Here is a 15,009-nt window from a genome sequence, read left to right on the forward strand (position 1 = left end):
AAGGATTATTTTAAAACAGATAGCTGTACGTCATCGAGGTATATTTCATGTTTGCCTAGTGGTGATAAAGGACTTTTACCAAAAAGAAACTTCAAGGACATCGTATCTGATTTTGTAGGGGTGATTTGGAATGTGTAAATAGTTTCTTCATTAGCAATTTCAACGTTCTCTGCAAAATAACGCTCAAATTGTGCGTTCTCTAACGTTACTTCTATGTTGCGAGCGATCTGTGAGGAAACCGAAAAACGTAGTTCGTAATTCAATCCCTCAACTAGCTTTAAATTGCCTTGTTCTAAAAGAACGCTCCATGGCTCATTTCCTTCAGAATCGATGTTAATCTTGGCTTTACCTTCCTCACTCATGATTACAGCATTAGCATCGTAATGAATATAGGGGTTCCAAAATGAAAGGCCGGAAAGAAAATCTCCATTTTTCAATGGATTCATCTCTACATCGTTGTAATCGGGAATATTGGTTAGTTTCTTTAGAAAAATGTCATCTAAGTAAACATCAGCAGGATTGCCGCCTAAGTAAAAGATTAACTGGCTATTATAATCTGACGTTTCTCCTTCATACATAAATCTTACCTCGTGCGAATCACTCTTTTTGTTTAGAGTTACTTTAGCTGGTGTTACATAGAACTGTTTGCCGCTTTCATCTAACACACCAATTTCAATGGATCGAGCTCTATCGGCTTTTCCTTTAAAAGTTAAAAGGTATTCATTTCCTTTGATCAATTGGATTCCTTTTTGAACAAGGTATTTATCTGTTTTCTTAGAAGAGTGTCCCTTTAAATCAGCATGAAATTCACGAGATTTCTCACTAACAACAGCTCTATCTTTTTTGTGTTTGGAAACAAAGTTCCAATACGTTAATCGATCCATCGCACCTTGATCAAATGTTCCATTATAAATGTGGTTACCATCGCGAAGTGGTGGCTTAGAGGCGGATTCATCAATCGGTTCATTTGTAACTTCTTCAACACGTACGTTACCAATCCAAACCGGAACGCTTCCGTTGTTTCCTAGATTGAATTCTAATCGAGCCGCAAGATCTGTGTCGGCAAGCATATCGAAGGTAAAGGAATAACTTGAAAGTGCAGTGCCTAATTTGATATTTTCTTCATTCGAGTATTTACCCCAACCACGATCTGCGCCACCGCCTACTTTAACAGTCATTTGTCGATCAGATGCAGCTTTTGCATCAAAGCTAACTTTGTAACGTCCGCTTTTGCCGAGTGAAAGAAGTTGAATGGCTTGTACAGAATGTGAAAATGATCCAGGAACGTATGGAGTGATCACCGCAAAATTCTTGTTATCGATCATTTCCTTTTCTACAGAAGCCTCACCACCAAATTCAGGAAGAGTAACAAGGTTCCAGTAGGATGTATCGAAAGGTGTTTCACTTTGATCGATACGAGTAAATGGTCTTTCAAAGTTCCCGTCATAAATGAGGTTTCCATCTTCAAGAGGTTGTTTGGCATCTTCAGGCAGTTCAACAGGCTTTGGAGTAGGTTCCACTGGATCTCGGTAATCGCGGTTTTTCAACTCATATACACGAACATAATCAATCTCCATCTGTTGAGGGAACGTAGTCGTTTCATCGGGATCTCCATCAAACCAACCGCCAACAGCTAGGTTCATGATTAAATAAAAGTTTTGATCGAATGGCGCTGGATACGAGTACTTGACCGGATTATTTGGTCCTTTTGCATACCACTCATTTTGGGTCTGATACAGTTTACCATCTACATACCATCTGATCTCACCAGGTTCCCATTCGATGGCATATGTGTGCCAAGTATTTATTCCCTCGTTAAAAGGAAATTCAAATTCTTTTCCTGTATAACGATTGTTTGGCCAAGTCTCACCATAATGGAGCGTGCCAGCCACTTTATTTGGTTTACTTCCCCAAGCTTCCATGATGTCTATTTCACCTGATGCCGCCCATCCACCATATCGATCTTTTTCGGGTAACATCCAAACCGCTGGCCATAACCCTTTACCTGTAGGAGATTTTGCACGAACCTCATAACGGCCATACGTTTGACTAAATAGTCCCTTTGTTTTTAGCTTAGCGGATGTATAATCATAGTTACCAGAATCATCCGTTGTGGTCTCTTTTTTAGCACGAATAATTAATTTACCATCTTTAATAAATGAGTTCTCATCTGAGTTTGTATAATATTGTTTTTCATTGTTTCCCCAACCAGGCGTAATAAGATTGCCCTCTTCATCTTTTATCCAGTTACCGATATCATACGTCCATTTTTTTGGGTCAATTTGAGGTTTGTTAAATTCATCAGACCAAGTAAGAGACCATTTCGCTTTGCCTTTCTTTTTTTGTACTTCTTTATCCACATCGGCATCTGCAGAGGCGGTCCCACCGCTTGGCATCATTAATAAAGCAGAGAGAGCAAAAGCATAAATTTTTTTCACTGTGCAATATCCTCCTTATATAAACAGTAAATCGAAAGCGGTTTCGAAAAAAACTAAAAATATATAAGTGCTGTTTACGAAAGCGCTTTCGTTAAAGCTATTATAGAGATTTTAAAAATCCAACACAATCTGACTTTAGTATTGTTTTTGTATAAAATCATTTTCCGATTGAATTTGAAGTTGGTAGAACATGCGAGTTTCGTCTACAATAAGGAAAGCCACTTTTAGCTAAGAAACGAGTGAATAATATTATGAAAAATACGAAACCAAATAATAATACCATTATGAAGATAGGTGAGACAATTCCGCTTCTAATTAAACGGTTGGGCATTAATGGCGAAGGAATTGGATTTCATCAAAGACAAGTAGTCTTTGTTCCTGGAGGGATTCCAGGCGAAGAAATGTCGGTTATTATTACAAAAGTCTATCCAAACCGAGCAGAAGCAAAGATAAAAAAAGTATTTAAAAAGTCCAAAGATAGAGTAACACCACCTTGTCCAATCTATGAGACATGTGGCGGATGTCAGATTCAGCATATGTCTTATGCAGCTCAACTAAGAGAAAAACGAGATATCGTTGTGCAGGCTTTTGAGCGATACACAAAGATTCATAGAGATAAATTGAATGTGAGAAATACAATTGGAATGGACGAGCCTTGGGCATATCGAAATAAGTCTCAATTTCAAGTTGGAAAGATCGACGATACTGTAATCGCAGGGCTTTATAGCTCAAACTCACATAAGTTGATCAACATTGATCACTGTCTCGTACAACATGAAGATACGAATATTGTCACGAATAAAGTTAAACAGATCATTAGAGATCTGAATCTACCTATATATGACGAAAGAAAACAAACAGGCAGCATACGTACCATTGTAGTTAGAACAGCCTTCCGTACGGATGAAATTCAGTTAGTCATCGTAACTGCAACGAATGAGCTGCCAAAAAAAGAAATTTTTGTGGCAGAGATCAAGAAAAGACTGCCTCAAGTGACTTCCTTTGTTCAAAATGTAAATGAAGAGAAAACGTCGCTCGTATTTGGTCAACAGACGGAGGGTATATTCGGAAAAGATACGATAACTGAACATCTTGGCGATCTTCGTTTTGAGCTATCAGCACGTGCGTTTTTCCAGTTGAATCCTGAGCAGACTGTAAACTTATATAACGAAGTAAAAAGACAGGCCAATCTGACTGGTAATGAAAAGGTCGTTGATGCTTATTGCGGTTCGGGTACGATCGGCATGTGGCTTGCGAATGGTGCAGAAGAAGTAAGAGGGATGGACATCATTAAAGAATCCATCATGGATGCAAGAAAGAATGCTGAGAAACACCAAATTAAAAACGCTTATTATGAGACAGGAAAAGCTGAAAAACTTCTCCCGAAATGGGTAAAAGAAGGCTGGCAACCTGACGTAGTAGTCGTAGATCCACCGAGAACAGGGTGTGATCCTGTTTTCTTAGAAACGATAATAAAAACAAAACCTAAAAAAATGGTGTACGTTTCTTGTAACCCTTCAACATTAGCGAAAGATGTCCACATGTTAATAAGTAATGGTTATAAGGTAGAGCAGATCACTCCTGTGGATATGTTTCCTCAAACATCACAAGTTGAAGCTGTATGTACATTAGTTCTTAAATAGTTAGTTGAAAGGAACGGTGCTGCATGAAAACGGAAAAAGAAAAAATGATCGATGGAGAAATGTATCGTGCGGATGATCAGCTGCTTGTTAACGAACGTATCCAAGCGAGAAAATTGACCCGAGAATACAACGCGACAACAGAAGAGGAATGGGATAAACGGAATTCCTTGATCAAACAATTATTTGGTTCAACCGGTCAAAATGTTGGAATAGAGCCTAACTTCAAATGTGATTATGGATACAACATTCATGTAGGGGAAAATTTTTATGCAAACTTTGACTGCACCATTTTAGATGTATGTGAGGTGCGTTTTGGTGATAACTGCATGTTAGCACCAGGTGTTCATATTTATACAGCTACTCATCCGTTAGATCCAGTAGAAAGAAATTCTGGTGCTGAGTATGGAAAGCCTATCGATATCGGAAATAACGTTTGGCTTGGTGGAGGAGCTATTATTAATCCAGGTGTAAAAATTGGGGATAATGCAGTAGTCGCTTCAGGAGCGGTAGTGACTAAAAACGTTCCTGCAAATGTAGTAGTTGGAGGGAATCCAGCTAAAATAATAAAAACGATTGAAATGAAATAATATATTTAAAGCTTGAAAAATTCAGAAATATACACACTATCCACATGTTTTTCCACAGAAAATGTGCATAACTAAAAAGTTTTGCACAAAATTGCACACATTAAGATGTAGTAAAATTGTATGTATCAACATTATTAACAACTCTGTGGATAACTTTATCCACAAGACAGGTAGAGCATCAAGATTTCTATATTAAAAAAAGACCTGCTATCCCAGCAGGTCTTTTTGCACTTAGCGACGACTATTTTTCTGACGTCGGTCAGCGGCTTGTGCACGTGCTTGTGCTTCAAGATCGTTTTGATCTGCCAATTCACTTGAGTACTCGACATCAAGTCCTTTGGCTTGAGAAGCTTTAGCATTGTTGTGCAATGAGGACTTTCGGTTACGTTTTTCCACACAAATACCTCCTTAAAGATATCACGATGTTTTGAAACGTAAATCAAAAGCATTTGAGGAACTTGTCCTCAACTATAGAATGTGCATTTTTTAGCTAAATATTAGAGGAAGAATCATCCTTTTAGGAATTATCTTCGTTTGTCATCTCTTGTGTCTCTGCTGTTGATTCTGCAGATTTTAATTCCTCTTTATAAAGAATCTCTTGAGTTTTAGTTAGATCGTCATTTCTTTCTTTTGCTTGTTGTTTTTTACTCTCCATGACATTACCTCCTTACAAAAAAATAAACATCACTCCAAATGGAAGTGATGTTTATTAGTATGCGCAGAGTGAGTGTACAAGTTACCTGTATTAAGCTTCCTTTAACTGTTCTTCCACAATTTCCAGAGACTGTGTTTGTGTACGAAGCATGTGCATGAGGTAGTTATCTTTTTCAATCTGATAAAGGTTATAGATATCCTGTCCTTGGTTTAACTGATCATAAACATCTTTTCTTGTTTCGTTGGCTAACGTCACATAAGGAATCTTTTCAGCTGCTTTTTGTGAACGAATATTTACTTTGCGAATACGCATAAAGATTGTGTGGATATCTTTCTCATAGAATAATTCAGAAAAGAAAGCTTCTTTTGCTAAAGAATTATACCCTTTTCCGAAGTAAGGCTGACCAATCCACGTGCCAAGAAAGCCATAGCCATCTTGGACATCGAATAAATTAATGGTGCCGATTGGATTATGCCACTCATCCAAAATCGTTCTGGAAATAATGTTTCCTTGGTCTTCTTCCTCGATCGTTTGCTTCGTTAGAAATAGAAATTCCTCGAATGAAGCAGCTTTTTGACGCACAAAAGGGAAGACGTCTGGGTGCACCATTAAATTGTAAAGAACATGACTGTCTGATAAATCACGCTTTTTCAACAATTTAATCCCTCCTAGAGGGCAGAGTTATCCCCCACCCTCGAATTAAGAATAAAAATTAATTCGGGGTGGGAATCGAACCCACTAGGACCAGTCATAGCTGGTGGCGCACCAATTGCCTTCCCTTGCTTCAGTATTTAATTTATGAAAATAATGTTGTATTTGATTCTGGAGCGACCTTTAAAATGTTCCGGATTCGCTTAATCCGCATGTTGCTCTATTTGTATAATAAGACATTTTTTCAAAAAAGAAAATAGTTATTTTGTAGATTTTTTGTAAATTATTTCTCCGTCAATCATCGTCATGACTGGGGTAGCAGAAAAGTGGAACGGATGCTCAGTCCAGAGGGATAAATCGGCATCTTTTCCGGGCTCAATACTGCCTACTCGATCATCAATTCCAAGGTTCTTAGCAGGAGCAATAGTGATGCCTTCAAGCGCTTTTTTTTCACTCAATCCTTCTCTAACGGCAATTGCCGCGCAAACGTTTAAATATTGAATCGGAATGTAAGGGTGATCGGTCGTGATTGAAACCTCAACATTATTTTCCGATAGTATGCGATACGTTTCCCACGATTTGTTCTTCAGTTCAATCTTTGACTTTCGCGTTAGTGTTGGACCAACACTAACTTTTAAATTTAAATCTTTGAATGAGTCCGCAATGAGATGACCTTCTGTACAATGTTCAATACGAAAGTCTAAGTTGAATTCTTCAGCAAAACGGATAGCAGAAAGAATATCATCTGCACGGTGAGCATGAATGCGAACAGGAATCTCTCGGTTTAATGCGGCTGCGATCGGTGCAACACGTAAATTATCTTGGTAAGCTGAATCTTTTGCTTGATAAAAAGCTTCACGCAGCATACCCATAATGCCCATCCGAGTGATGGAATCATTATGACGTCCACTATGAATTCGTTTTGGATTTTCACCTAATGCGATTTTAAGACCAGCCGTTTCCTTTATGATCATTTTTCTAATATCGTGTCCGTGCGTTTTAATGACAGAGGTCGTTCCACCAATAACATTTGCACTTCCAGGCATGATGTGTGCAGTCGTCACTCCAAAACGGACTGCATCCTTAAAGGCGATGTCTAGTGGATGACAGCCATCGATCGCACGAATATGAGGAGTAAGCACCTCGTGTGTCTCATTAGCATCATTTCCAGCCCATCCTGTTCCTTCATCATATAATCCTAGATGAGTGTGAACATCAATGAATCCAGGAAGAAGATGCAGATTTTCAGCTTGGATGATCTTCATATCAGCTGTTGGCTCAATATGCGTTTCGACAGCCATGATTTTGCCGTTTTCAACTAGTACGTCGCCTTGCTGAAGTTCACTGCTCGTAATTGGATACACTTTCGCTTTTTGAATTAAAGTTTTCATAATGTGTCACCTGATAAATTATTTTTATTATCATTGTAACAAATCATGTAAAGCCCCCTTTAATTGTGGATAGGAGAACGTATAGCCTATGTTTTGCGCTTTTTCTGGAAGTACCTGCTGTCCCTTTAGAATCAACATACTCATTTCTCCAAACATGATCTTAAAAGCTATGGAAGGTGCAGGCAGCCAGTGTGGGCGATGCATAGCGTCACCTGTTGCTTGACCGAATTCTTTCATTGTTACGGGGTGCGGGGAAGTTACATTAACAGGTCCTGAATATTGATCATTCTCTATGGCTTCCGTAATGAGTTTTGCTACGTCTTCCACGTGTACCCACGAAACCCACTGCTTGCCTGAACCAACCGTACCACCTGCAAAAAAACGATAGGGAAGGCTTAGCTGGGGAAGTACTCCACCGTCTTTACCTAGTACCAGACCGAATCGTGTAAAAACCGTTCTGATACCGAGAGATTTTGCTTCTGATGCTTTCGTTTCCCATGCTCTTACGACTTCAGCTAAAAAGTCAGAGCCATGCTTGGATGACCTCTCTGTGAAAACTTCGGTTTCAGAAGTTCCATAATAACCAATGGCAGAAGCGTTAACCCAAACAGAAGGCTTTTGTGGCATCTTCTTAACAAGCTTTAATAATTCTTCTGTAACTTTTAAACGGCTGTTTAAGATCGACTTTTTCTTTTCATCGGTCCATCTGCCATTTATGGATTCTCCAGCAAGATTTACAACTGCATCGATCGGAGGCAGGTCAGGTTCATTGCTTCCCATCCATTGCACATATTGAACGCCTTTTTCCTCTGACTGTTTATCTTTTCTTGTCAGAATAAAGACCTCATTTCCAAGCGATGTAAGGTGTTTGGTCAGAAATCCTCCTACAAAGCCAGTGCCTCCGGTTACTAAGATTCTTTTCAAGATAATCCACCTCTTTCCAATTTATTTATTTAAAAATTATGAATATTTGTTATAATTCATCTTGTACATATTATATTACCCTATTGAGGAGGAAAGAAGGCTTATGGAGCTCCAAAGAAATGTGCAAGCAAAAAAGAAGAACCCCTTTTTGAAAGCGCTGTTATGGATTGGGATTGCTTTAGCTGGGGGAATCGCCTTATCGATCATCGCGCTCCAAAGAGACGAGAAGATCAATGCAATCTGGTTTGTTGTTGCTTCCTTGTGTACGTATGCCATTGCTTATCGCTTTTATGCACGATTTATTGCTACAAAAATCTTCAGCCTTAATAAGAACAATGCAACACCTGCAGAAAGATATGCAGATGGTAAGGATTATGTACCGACAAACAAATGGGTACTCTATGGACACCATTTTGCAGCGATCGCGGGTGCTGGTCCACTTGTTGGTCCAACATTAGCGGCACAGATGGGATATCTGCCTGGTACCATCTGGATTATTGTCGGAGCAGTTCTAGCCGGTGCTGTACAAGATTTTGTTATTTTAATTATTTCCATGAGACGCAGAGGTAAATCAATCGGTCAGATTGCTAAAGAAGAAATAGGACCAGTTGGTGGAATGCTAGCGCTTATCGGTGTTTTTGCTATTATGGTTATTTTAATTGCCGTTCTTGCACTAGTAGTTGTTAACGCACTTAAATCAAGCCCATGGGGTACATACACGATTGCCATGACCATTCCCATCGCTCTTTTTATGGGTGTATATATGCGCTATCTTCGCCCGGGTAGAGTAGGGGAAGCGTCCATTATTGGTTTTGTATTATTGATTTTTGCGTTAGTCAGCGGCCAATGGGTTGCAGATTCTCCAACACTTGCACCTCTTTTTACATTTGATGGTGAGACTTTAGCTTGGATGTTGATCGTTTATGGTTTTCTTGCATCCGTTCTTCCTGTTTGGATGCTTCTTGCACCAAGAGACTATCTCAGCACATTCCTAAAAGTAGGGGTAATCGGAATGATGGCACTCGGTATTCTTATCGTAATGCCTGAGATTCAAATGCCTGCACTTACTAAATTTATTGATGGAACTGGTCCTGTATTCGCAGGAAACCTTTTTCCATTCTTGTTCATTACGATTGCTTGTGGAGCCATCTCTGGTTTCCATGCTTTGATCTCATCAGGAACATCACCTAAACTAATCGCGAACGAGCAGCATGCTCCTATGATCGGTTACGCAGGAATGCTAACAGAATCTTTTGTCGCGATCATGGCGATGGTAGCGGCAACGCTTCTAACTCCAGGAATCTATTTTGCGATCAACTCTCCAGGTGCTGCGATCGGAACGGATGTCGCGACAGCTGCTACAACGATATCTTCTTGGGGATTCACGGTATCAGCGGATGAGATCAATGAACTCGCTAAAAATGTAGACGAAGAATCGATCCTTTCTCGAACAGGTGGTGCTCCGTCATTAGCTGTAGGGATCGCACAAATTTTCTCGCAAGTGATCGGTGGACCACAGTTGATGGCGTTCTGGTACCATTTTGCGATATTATTTGAAGCTGTATTCATATTGACCACTATTGACGCTGGTACACGGGTAGGTAGGTTTATGCTTCAAGATCTTCTTGGACAAATTTACAAACCTTTACGAAAAACAGATTCTATGCCAGCTGTATATTTCACGAGTGCGTTAGTCGTTGCAGGCTGGGGTTATTTCTTAGTCGTCGGTGTAACGGATCCGTTAGGCGGCATCAATACACTATGGCCATTGTTCGGTATCGTTAACCAAATGTTAGCGGCGATCGCCCTTATCGTGGCAACAACTGTTATTTTGAAGATGGGTAAGAAAAAGTTTGTATGGGTGACGTTGGTTCCTCTTGCTTGGCTGATGATTGTAACGTTCTATGCGGCTTGGCAAAAGATTTTTTCTGATGTTCCGAAAATCGGTTTCTTAAAGCAAGCAGAAGTGATGAAGGAAGCAATTGCGAGCGGAAACTTGCCGGCAACTGTACCTTCCATGGAAGCTGCTAAACAGCTAGTCTTCAACAATACGTTAAACGCTTATTTAACTGCGATCTTTATGTTGCTTATTCTAGGTGTACTGATTGATGCGATGCGCATCTGGTACAAAGCTGTTAAGAGTGAGAAGCCTTTAGAAACAGTTGAAGAGCCATTTGTGCAAACAAAGCTTGGTGATGTATCGTGACATTTCATGCCGCTTGGAAATGGGTGAAAGATATCTTTCAAATCCTTTTATATATCGGAAAGGGAATCTCAAATCTGCCTGATTACCAAGCTTATGTGAAACATCTAAAAGAGAATCATCCCGATCGCACACCTCCGACTGAAAAAGAGTTTTTTGCAGAATTGCTCGAAAATAAATATGGCGCAAATGCAAAACGCTGTTGATAAGCCTTTATAAGTGCAGGTTGCACTTTCATTAAAAAAGCATTCTCTCCAAACGGGGAGGGTGCTTTTTTTATGTGATGAATGGGGTTCATGGAGGTCAGGGAGGTGTGCTTTTTACGGTATGTGTTTTTATATTTTATTACACGTTCACCGGTAAAGTGGGGTTAACCACCTGTGATGTACCGATTTACACCTGAGAATGCCGCGTAAGCACCCGTGCCTGCGCTTTTTACACCTGAAAATCAGTTCTAACCGCCGATGCTCCTTAAATTTCCGTGTTTCATCTAAAGGTAAGGTGCTTGTTTCCGTTAACATTCTCATACAGATACTATTCGATAGTTCGAAGGCTGTTCAAACAGCACGAAATCCATAAGATATGGTACACTATTTGGTGAAAGAAGGTGGGTAGATGGCTGTTATAACAAGGATTTCTGCTCAGCAAAAAAACGACGAACGATTTAATATTTTTATACAAAAAGGGCCAAAAGAAGAATTTGCATTTAGTGTAGACGCAGATGTTTTAATAAAGTTTTCTCTTCAAAAAGGTATGGAGATCGATGAAGAAGAATGGGAATCCATCATTGAAGAAGATCAATATCGAAAAGCATTTAATAAAGCTCTTCATTATTTATCTTTTCGAATGCGAACTGCTCAAGAGATAGAGGTATATCTAGAAAAGAAAGAAGTTCCTGAATCCACGATCAAACGAGTTCTGCAAAAACTTTCGGAGTATGATTTTGTGAATGACCAAACCTTTGCGAAATCACTCGTGAGAAGCCGTATGAACACATCATTTAAAGGACCAGGAATGATTCGGCAGGAGCTGAAGAAAAAAGGAATCAGTGAACGTAATACGGAAGAGGCTCTCGATCAGTTCAGTTATGAGGAGCAACTAGAAGCGAGTATTACATTTATTCAAAAACAATTTTCAAGCGGAAAGAAGCGTTCTGAGAAAGAACAGAAGCAGAGGATCGCTCAGCAGCTTCAGCAAAAAGGCTATTCGTGGGAAGTGATTGAAATGGCATTTCAAGAGGCGAAGATCAGTCAATCTGCCGAAGACGAAAAAGAAGCCTTGCTGGCGCATGCTCGCAAAGCTCATCAAAAATATAAAAAGTATAGTGGCTTTGAATACGAGTCACGCATGAAGAAATTTCTATACAGCAAAGGCTTCGATTCTGGAGTTATTTCAGAACTGCTTAGCGGTGATGAACTTAACGATCTATAAAGATCTCAGGTCTGTTGTCGTCCTGTTCAACGATTAGGGCAGCAACCTGCTCCGGAGACTTTAATCGAGAGCGATCTGCAATATGATTGGAATCATCCCAGAAAGGGGTATCCATTCCGCCCATATAAACTGCTGTTGGATAGATATGAGTGCCATCCCATTCCTTTACGAGACTTTCTGTAAATCCTCTAACGGCAAATTTAGAAGCACAATAAACAGATTCATTTACTTTTCCGCGTAAGCCGGCTGTGGAAATGATGTTCATTACTTTGCCGAAGCCTTGCTTTTTAAATAGCTTAAAGGCAAGCTTAGTCGGAAAAATGGTGCCGTAAACATTCGTTTCGAGCATTTCTGTTATATCTGTTTTTGTTAAGTCTTCAAGCGGCTCAAATACACCCATACCTGCATTGTTGATCAAAGCGTGAACGTTCTCACTTTGGAAGATGGATTGAAGCATGGATTCGGTTTTTGCGTAATCGGTAACATCACAAACTTTATACGATACTTTGTTTTCGCTGTGAGCGAATGATTGAACAGCTTGCTCTAATTTTTGCTCATTACGGCCAACGAGATATACGTTGTACGTTTTATTATATTCACGGGCTAGTGCGAGTCCTAAACCAGAACCGCCTCCTGTAATAATGACAGTCTTATTCAAAATTATCACTCCTATGTAGTTAGTTCTTAAGCATATATAGGGTACAGAAAAGAAAGGAAGTAATCAAATGGAAAAAAGATTCAGCGAGATGACAGAAGTTGAAATTAAAGGCGAAATTGCTTCCCTTCGAGCTAAGGCACAAAAAGCAGAACAAATGGGCATGGTAAGTGAGTACGCTGTTTATGAACGAAAGATCGCGATGGGCAAATGCTACTTGATGGATCCTTCAATGATCGAAAGCGGAAAAGAGTACGGAATTCAAGGAGACCCGGGGTCGACGTTTTCAGTGCTGTACTTAAATGGTATTTTTGCCTGGGGTTACAAAAATAAACAAAGTGCACTCGAAGCTTTGCCGATTTCAGTTCTAGAATAAAAAGTATAAGTATTTACAATGATGTTTATGGAAGTGGTTGATCTCCGTTTCAGGTGCTCCCTTTCAGGGGGGGCGTGCGGTGAGCCACCTCGTCGCTTTGCGACCTTAGGTGTCTCACCTGTCCCGCTGATCCCCCAGGAGTCTCGCACCTTACACTCTAATCAACTAGTCAGAGAAGCATTGTAAACACTAAAAGATATTAACTTCAAAACAGAAATCAACAAAGGCTATAAACATAATAAACAAAATAAAGAAGCGGTACAGGACCGCTCCTTTATTCGTCACTATGAACGCTTACGTGTTTGAATTTCAAGCACATAGTTATTTAATGCTTGCTGGGTTTCCCCGTTCACTTGATTGTACGCATGCTTCGAATTGGCACGCGGTGAGTGAAAGGGGTCAGAATATTTACCGTTAAATCGCGTTGATGAGAAGTAGTCTTTCTTGTTCAACTGATTCACCCCCCAGAATGAAATTCATAACCGCAAGAGTTACTGATCATCTCGGTGTTGATTGGATAAAAACATTCGTTCCTGCGGATGGTCACGAATGGATCCATCTGGCCGTTTAGAAGAGAATTCTTCTTTTGATCTCGGCTCACCTGAGAAGGAGATCCGATTAGGGAAGTTTTTTGATTTGTTACGCATGTGATTACCTCCTTGTTATCGGTTCTCAACTAGTATGAAACGTGAGAGAACCCTTTATGTGACGGGGGTTTCTTTAAAAATTGGATAAGGAGGGAGAATAATGGAAGAGCGTTTTGACAGATTGGCGAAACTACTGCAAAAAAAGAACCCAGCCCTTACAAATCAAGAAGCTAGGGAATGGGTGGAAGGATTATGGGAAGATTTTGAGTCTACTCGAGCGAAAGCGGGATGGGAATATGAAGGACAAGAGGTTACCGAGAAGATGGTAACACAGCTGATTACTTCTTATGGTCATAAGCTTCACGAGTATTTTTCAAACAATCCTAAATTTCAGCGATTCGTAAAAAAAGACGGGCCTATTCAATAAGCCCGTCTTCTTCCTATTCATTATTGTTGATAAGGTCGAGCGGTGAGAACTCCATCTTCTTTTTCAGACGGTCTTCAGAATACACCCATCCTGTAAAGGAAGTAATGATGTTCAAGTTCTCATCTAGCTGTACCATCGCGACAAAAGGGTAGTGTCCTTTACTTCTATACCTAAGATCAATAAATTGAACGAGGTGTCCGTGATCGTTCTTTTCGACTTCCCATCGGTGTACTGGGGAGAACGAAAGAAAAGCAGATATATTTTTGTCCTTTTTCGCAGCTTCAATCAATTTTGTTTTTGGAACAGCAAGACGATCGAAAGTATCCCAAACCGTTACTTTTCCATTTTTTAAACCGGCTACGAAAAATTCGTGTTTCGATTTAATGGCTAGATGGTACTGTCCCCAACGAATGGTCGGGCTGGCATAGATTTCTTCCGCTTCTGGAATCTTTTTCAGCACGATCTTGTTCACACGCTGTCTGGATATAATCCGAATGATGTAATAAACAACGAGTATGCTGTAAACCGTTAGAAACGTGTATCCGGGATCAACACCTATATACCAGAGTAGCAAGCCTCCGATATGCAAGAAAAAGATAAAGGGATCAAAGATACTGATAACACCAAGCGCGATCCATTTCTTTGAAACCGGGTATAGAGCTTGTGTGCCGTAAGCATTAAAGATATCAACGAAAACATGAAGGAAAACGGCAATCGCTGTCCATAATAAAAGCTTTCCGTTATCGGCTTCTGGAACAAATAATGAGATAGCCCCAAATAAAAGCAGTGGCCATATTACGAGTGCTGGCAATGAATGTGTGAGTCCTCTGTGATTGCGGATGTATACCGCATTATTTTTTAGTTTGAGTACTGTGTCAAAGTCGGGTGCTTGGGAACCAATCAAAGTCCCAGCAAGAATAGCTTGGGAGGTTACTGGATCATTTGCAATTGCAGGGTCCAGCATCGCTAAACCACCTAACCCGAGCCCCATCACAATATGTGTGCCTGTATCCAAGGCGATCACCTCCTATGTAGGAATGG

The 15,009-nt window shown here is 40.0% G+C and carries 17 protein-coding genes; 7 read left to right on the forward strand and 10 right to left on the reverse strand.

Features of this window, described 5'->3' with window-relative positions:
• Positions 1-5 precede the first annotated feature (5 nt).
• Positions 6-2,438 (reverse strand): carbohydrate binding domain-containing protein, encoded by a 2,433-nt coding sequence (locus HU823_RS18780; RefSeq protein WP_197223006.1) that lies wholly within the window; start codon positions 2,436-2,438, stop codon positions 6-8.
• A gap of 251 nt (positions 2,439-2,689) precedes the next feature.
• Between HU823_RS18780 and rlmD the strand changes: the two genes are divergently transcribed.
• Together rlmD and HU823_RS18790 are read left to right on the forward strand one after the other, a co-directional pair.
• Positions 2,690-4,081: a 23S rRNA (uracil(1939)-C(5))-methyltransferase RlmD gene (gene rlmD / locus HU823_RS18785; RefSeq protein ID WP_197223007.1), complete on the forward strand. Its 1,392-nt coding sequence runs from the start codon at positions 2,690-2,692 to the stop codon at positions 4,079-4,081.
• A gap of 23 nt (positions 4,082-4,104) precedes the next feature.
• Complete coding sequence (locus tag HU823_RS18790) at positions 4,105-4,668, forward strand: maltose acetyltransferase domain-containing protein (protein ID WP_144703910.1); 564 nt, start codon at positions 4,105-4,107, stop codon at positions 4,666-4,668.
• Positions 4,669-4,899: 231 nt separating this feature from the next.
• On the opposite strand, the gene HU823_RS18795 is transcribed toward HU823_RS18790, so the two are convergent.
• From HU823_RS18795 to HU823_RS18815, 5 genes are all read right to left on the reverse strand, one after another.
• Positions 4,900-5,064 carry a YfhD family protein gene (locus tag HU823_RS18795; RefSeq protein WP_137791569.1) on the reverse strand — a complete coding sequence of 55 codons (165 nt, stop codon included), beginning with the start codon at positions 5,062-5,064 and terminating at the stop codon, positions 4,900-4,902.
• A gap of 121 nt (positions 5,065-5,185) precedes the next feature.
• Positions 5,186-5,323 carry a hypothetical protein gene (locus HU823_RS18800; protein WP_153238255.1) on the reverse strand — a complete coding sequence of 46 codons (138 nt, stop codon included), beginning with the start codon at positions 5,321-5,323 and terminating at the stop codon, positions 5,186-5,188.
• 90 nt (positions 5,324-5,413) lie between these two features.
• Positions 5,414-5,980: a GNAT family N-acetyltransferase gene (locus HU823_RS18805; protein WP_197223008.1), complete on the reverse strand. Its 567-nt coding sequence runs from the start codon at positions 5,978-5,980 to the stop codon at positions 5,414-5,416.
• A gap of 254 nt (positions 5,981-6,234) precedes the next feature.
• Positions 6,235-7,365 (reverse strand): amidohydrolase, encoded by a 1,131-nt coding sequence (locus HU823_RS18810; RefSeq protein ID WP_197223009.1) that lies wholly within the window; start codon positions 7,363-7,365, stop codon positions 6,235-6,237.
• Between the two features lie 30 nt (positions 7,366-7,395).
• The gene (locus HU823_RS18815; protein WP_144703901.1) at positions 7,396-8,289 is read right to left on the reverse strand and encodes a TIGR01777 family oxidoreductase; all 894 of its coding nucleotides are present in this window, start codon (positions 8,287-8,289) and stop codon (positions 7,396-7,398) included.
• A gap of 103 nt (positions 8,290-8,392) precedes the next feature.
• Here HU823_RS18815 and HU823_RS18820 point away from each other — a divergent pair, with 103 nt between their 5' ends.
• From HU823_RS18820 to recX, 3 genes are all read left to right on the forward strand, one after another.
• The gene (locus tag HU823_RS18820; RefSeq protein ID WP_197223010.1) at positions 8,393-10,495 is read left to right on the forward strand and encodes a carbon starvation CstA family protein; all 2,103 of its coding nucleotides are present in this window, start codon (positions 8,393-8,395) and stop codon (positions 10,493-10,495) included.
• On the forward strand, positions 10,492-10,698 hold the full coding sequence (locus HU823_RS22350) for a YbdD/YjiX family protein (RefSeq protein ID WP_197223011.1): 207 nt from the start codon (positions 10,492-10,494) through the stop codon (positions 10,696-10,698). Before HU823_RS18820 ends, HU823_RS22350 begins: the two co-directional genes overlap by 4 nt.
• 409 nt (positions 10,699-11,107) lie before the next feature.
• Entirely contained in the window at positions 11,108-11,923 is an 816-nt protein-coding gene (gene recX / locus HU823_RS18830) for a recombination regulator RecX (RefSeq protein WP_197223012.1), read from the forward strand.
• Here the strand turns inward: recX and HU823_RS18835 are convergent.
• Positions 11,910-12,590: an SDR family NAD(P)-dependent oxidoreductase gene (locus HU823_RS18835; protein ID WP_313957541.1), complete on the reverse strand. Its 681-nt coding sequence runs from the start codon at positions 12,588-12,590 to the stop codon at positions 11,910-11,912. The two genes, recX and HU823_RS18835, sit on opposite strands and share 14 nt — an antisense overlap.
• Positions 12,591-12,648: 58 nt before the next feature.
• Here HU823_RS18835 and HU823_RS18840 point away from each other — a divergent pair, with 58 nt between their 5' ends.
• The gene (locus tag HU823_RS18840) at positions 12,649-12,954 is read left to right on the forward strand and encodes a YfhH family protein (RefSeq protein WP_144703891.1); all 306 of its coding nucleotides are present in this window, start codon (positions 12,649-12,651) and stop codon (positions 12,952-12,954) included.
• Positions 12,955-13,238: 284 nt separating this feature from the next.
• Here the strand turns inward: HU823_RS18840 and HU823_RS18845 are convergent, their stop codons facing one another.
• Both HU823_RS18845 and sspK read right to left on the reverse strand, forming a co-directional pair.
• Positions 13,239-13,415 carry a YpzG family protein gene (locus HU823_RS18845; RefSeq protein ID WP_370568716.1) on the reverse strand — a complete coding sequence of 59 codons (177 nt, stop codon included), beginning with the start codon at positions 13,413-13,415 and terminating at the stop codon, positions 13,239-13,241.
• 30 nt (positions 13,416-13,445) lie between these two features.
• Positions 13,446-13,601: a small, acid-soluble spore protein K gene (gene sspK / locus HU823_RS18850; RefSeq protein WP_066242730.1), complete on the reverse strand. Its 156-nt coding sequence runs from the start codon at positions 13,599-13,601 to the stop codon at positions 13,446-13,448.
• A gap of 100 nt (positions 13,602-13,701) precedes the next feature.
• Between sspK and HU823_RS18855 the strand changes: the two genes are divergently transcribed.
• Complete coding sequence (locus tag HU823_RS18855) at positions 13,702-13,968, forward strand: YfhJ family protein (protein ID WP_144703885.1); 267 nt, start codon at positions 13,702-13,704, stop codon at positions 13,966-13,968.
• 13 nt (positions 13,969-13,981) lie between these two features.
• Here HU823_RS18855 and HU823_RS18860 read toward each other — a convergent pair whose 3' ends face one another.
• Complete coding sequence (locus tag HU823_RS18860; RefSeq protein ID WP_197223013.1) at positions 13,982-14,983, reverse strand: metal-dependent hydrolase; 1,002 nt, start codon at positions 14,981-14,983, stop codon at positions 13,982-13,984.
• Positions 14,984-15,009 lie beyond the last annotated feature (26 nt).

Source organism: Fictibacillus sp. 18YEL24, assembly GCF_015903855.1.
GTDB lineage: Bacteria > Bacillota > Bacilli > Bacillales > Fictibacillaceae > Fictibacillus > Fictibacillus phosphorivorans_C.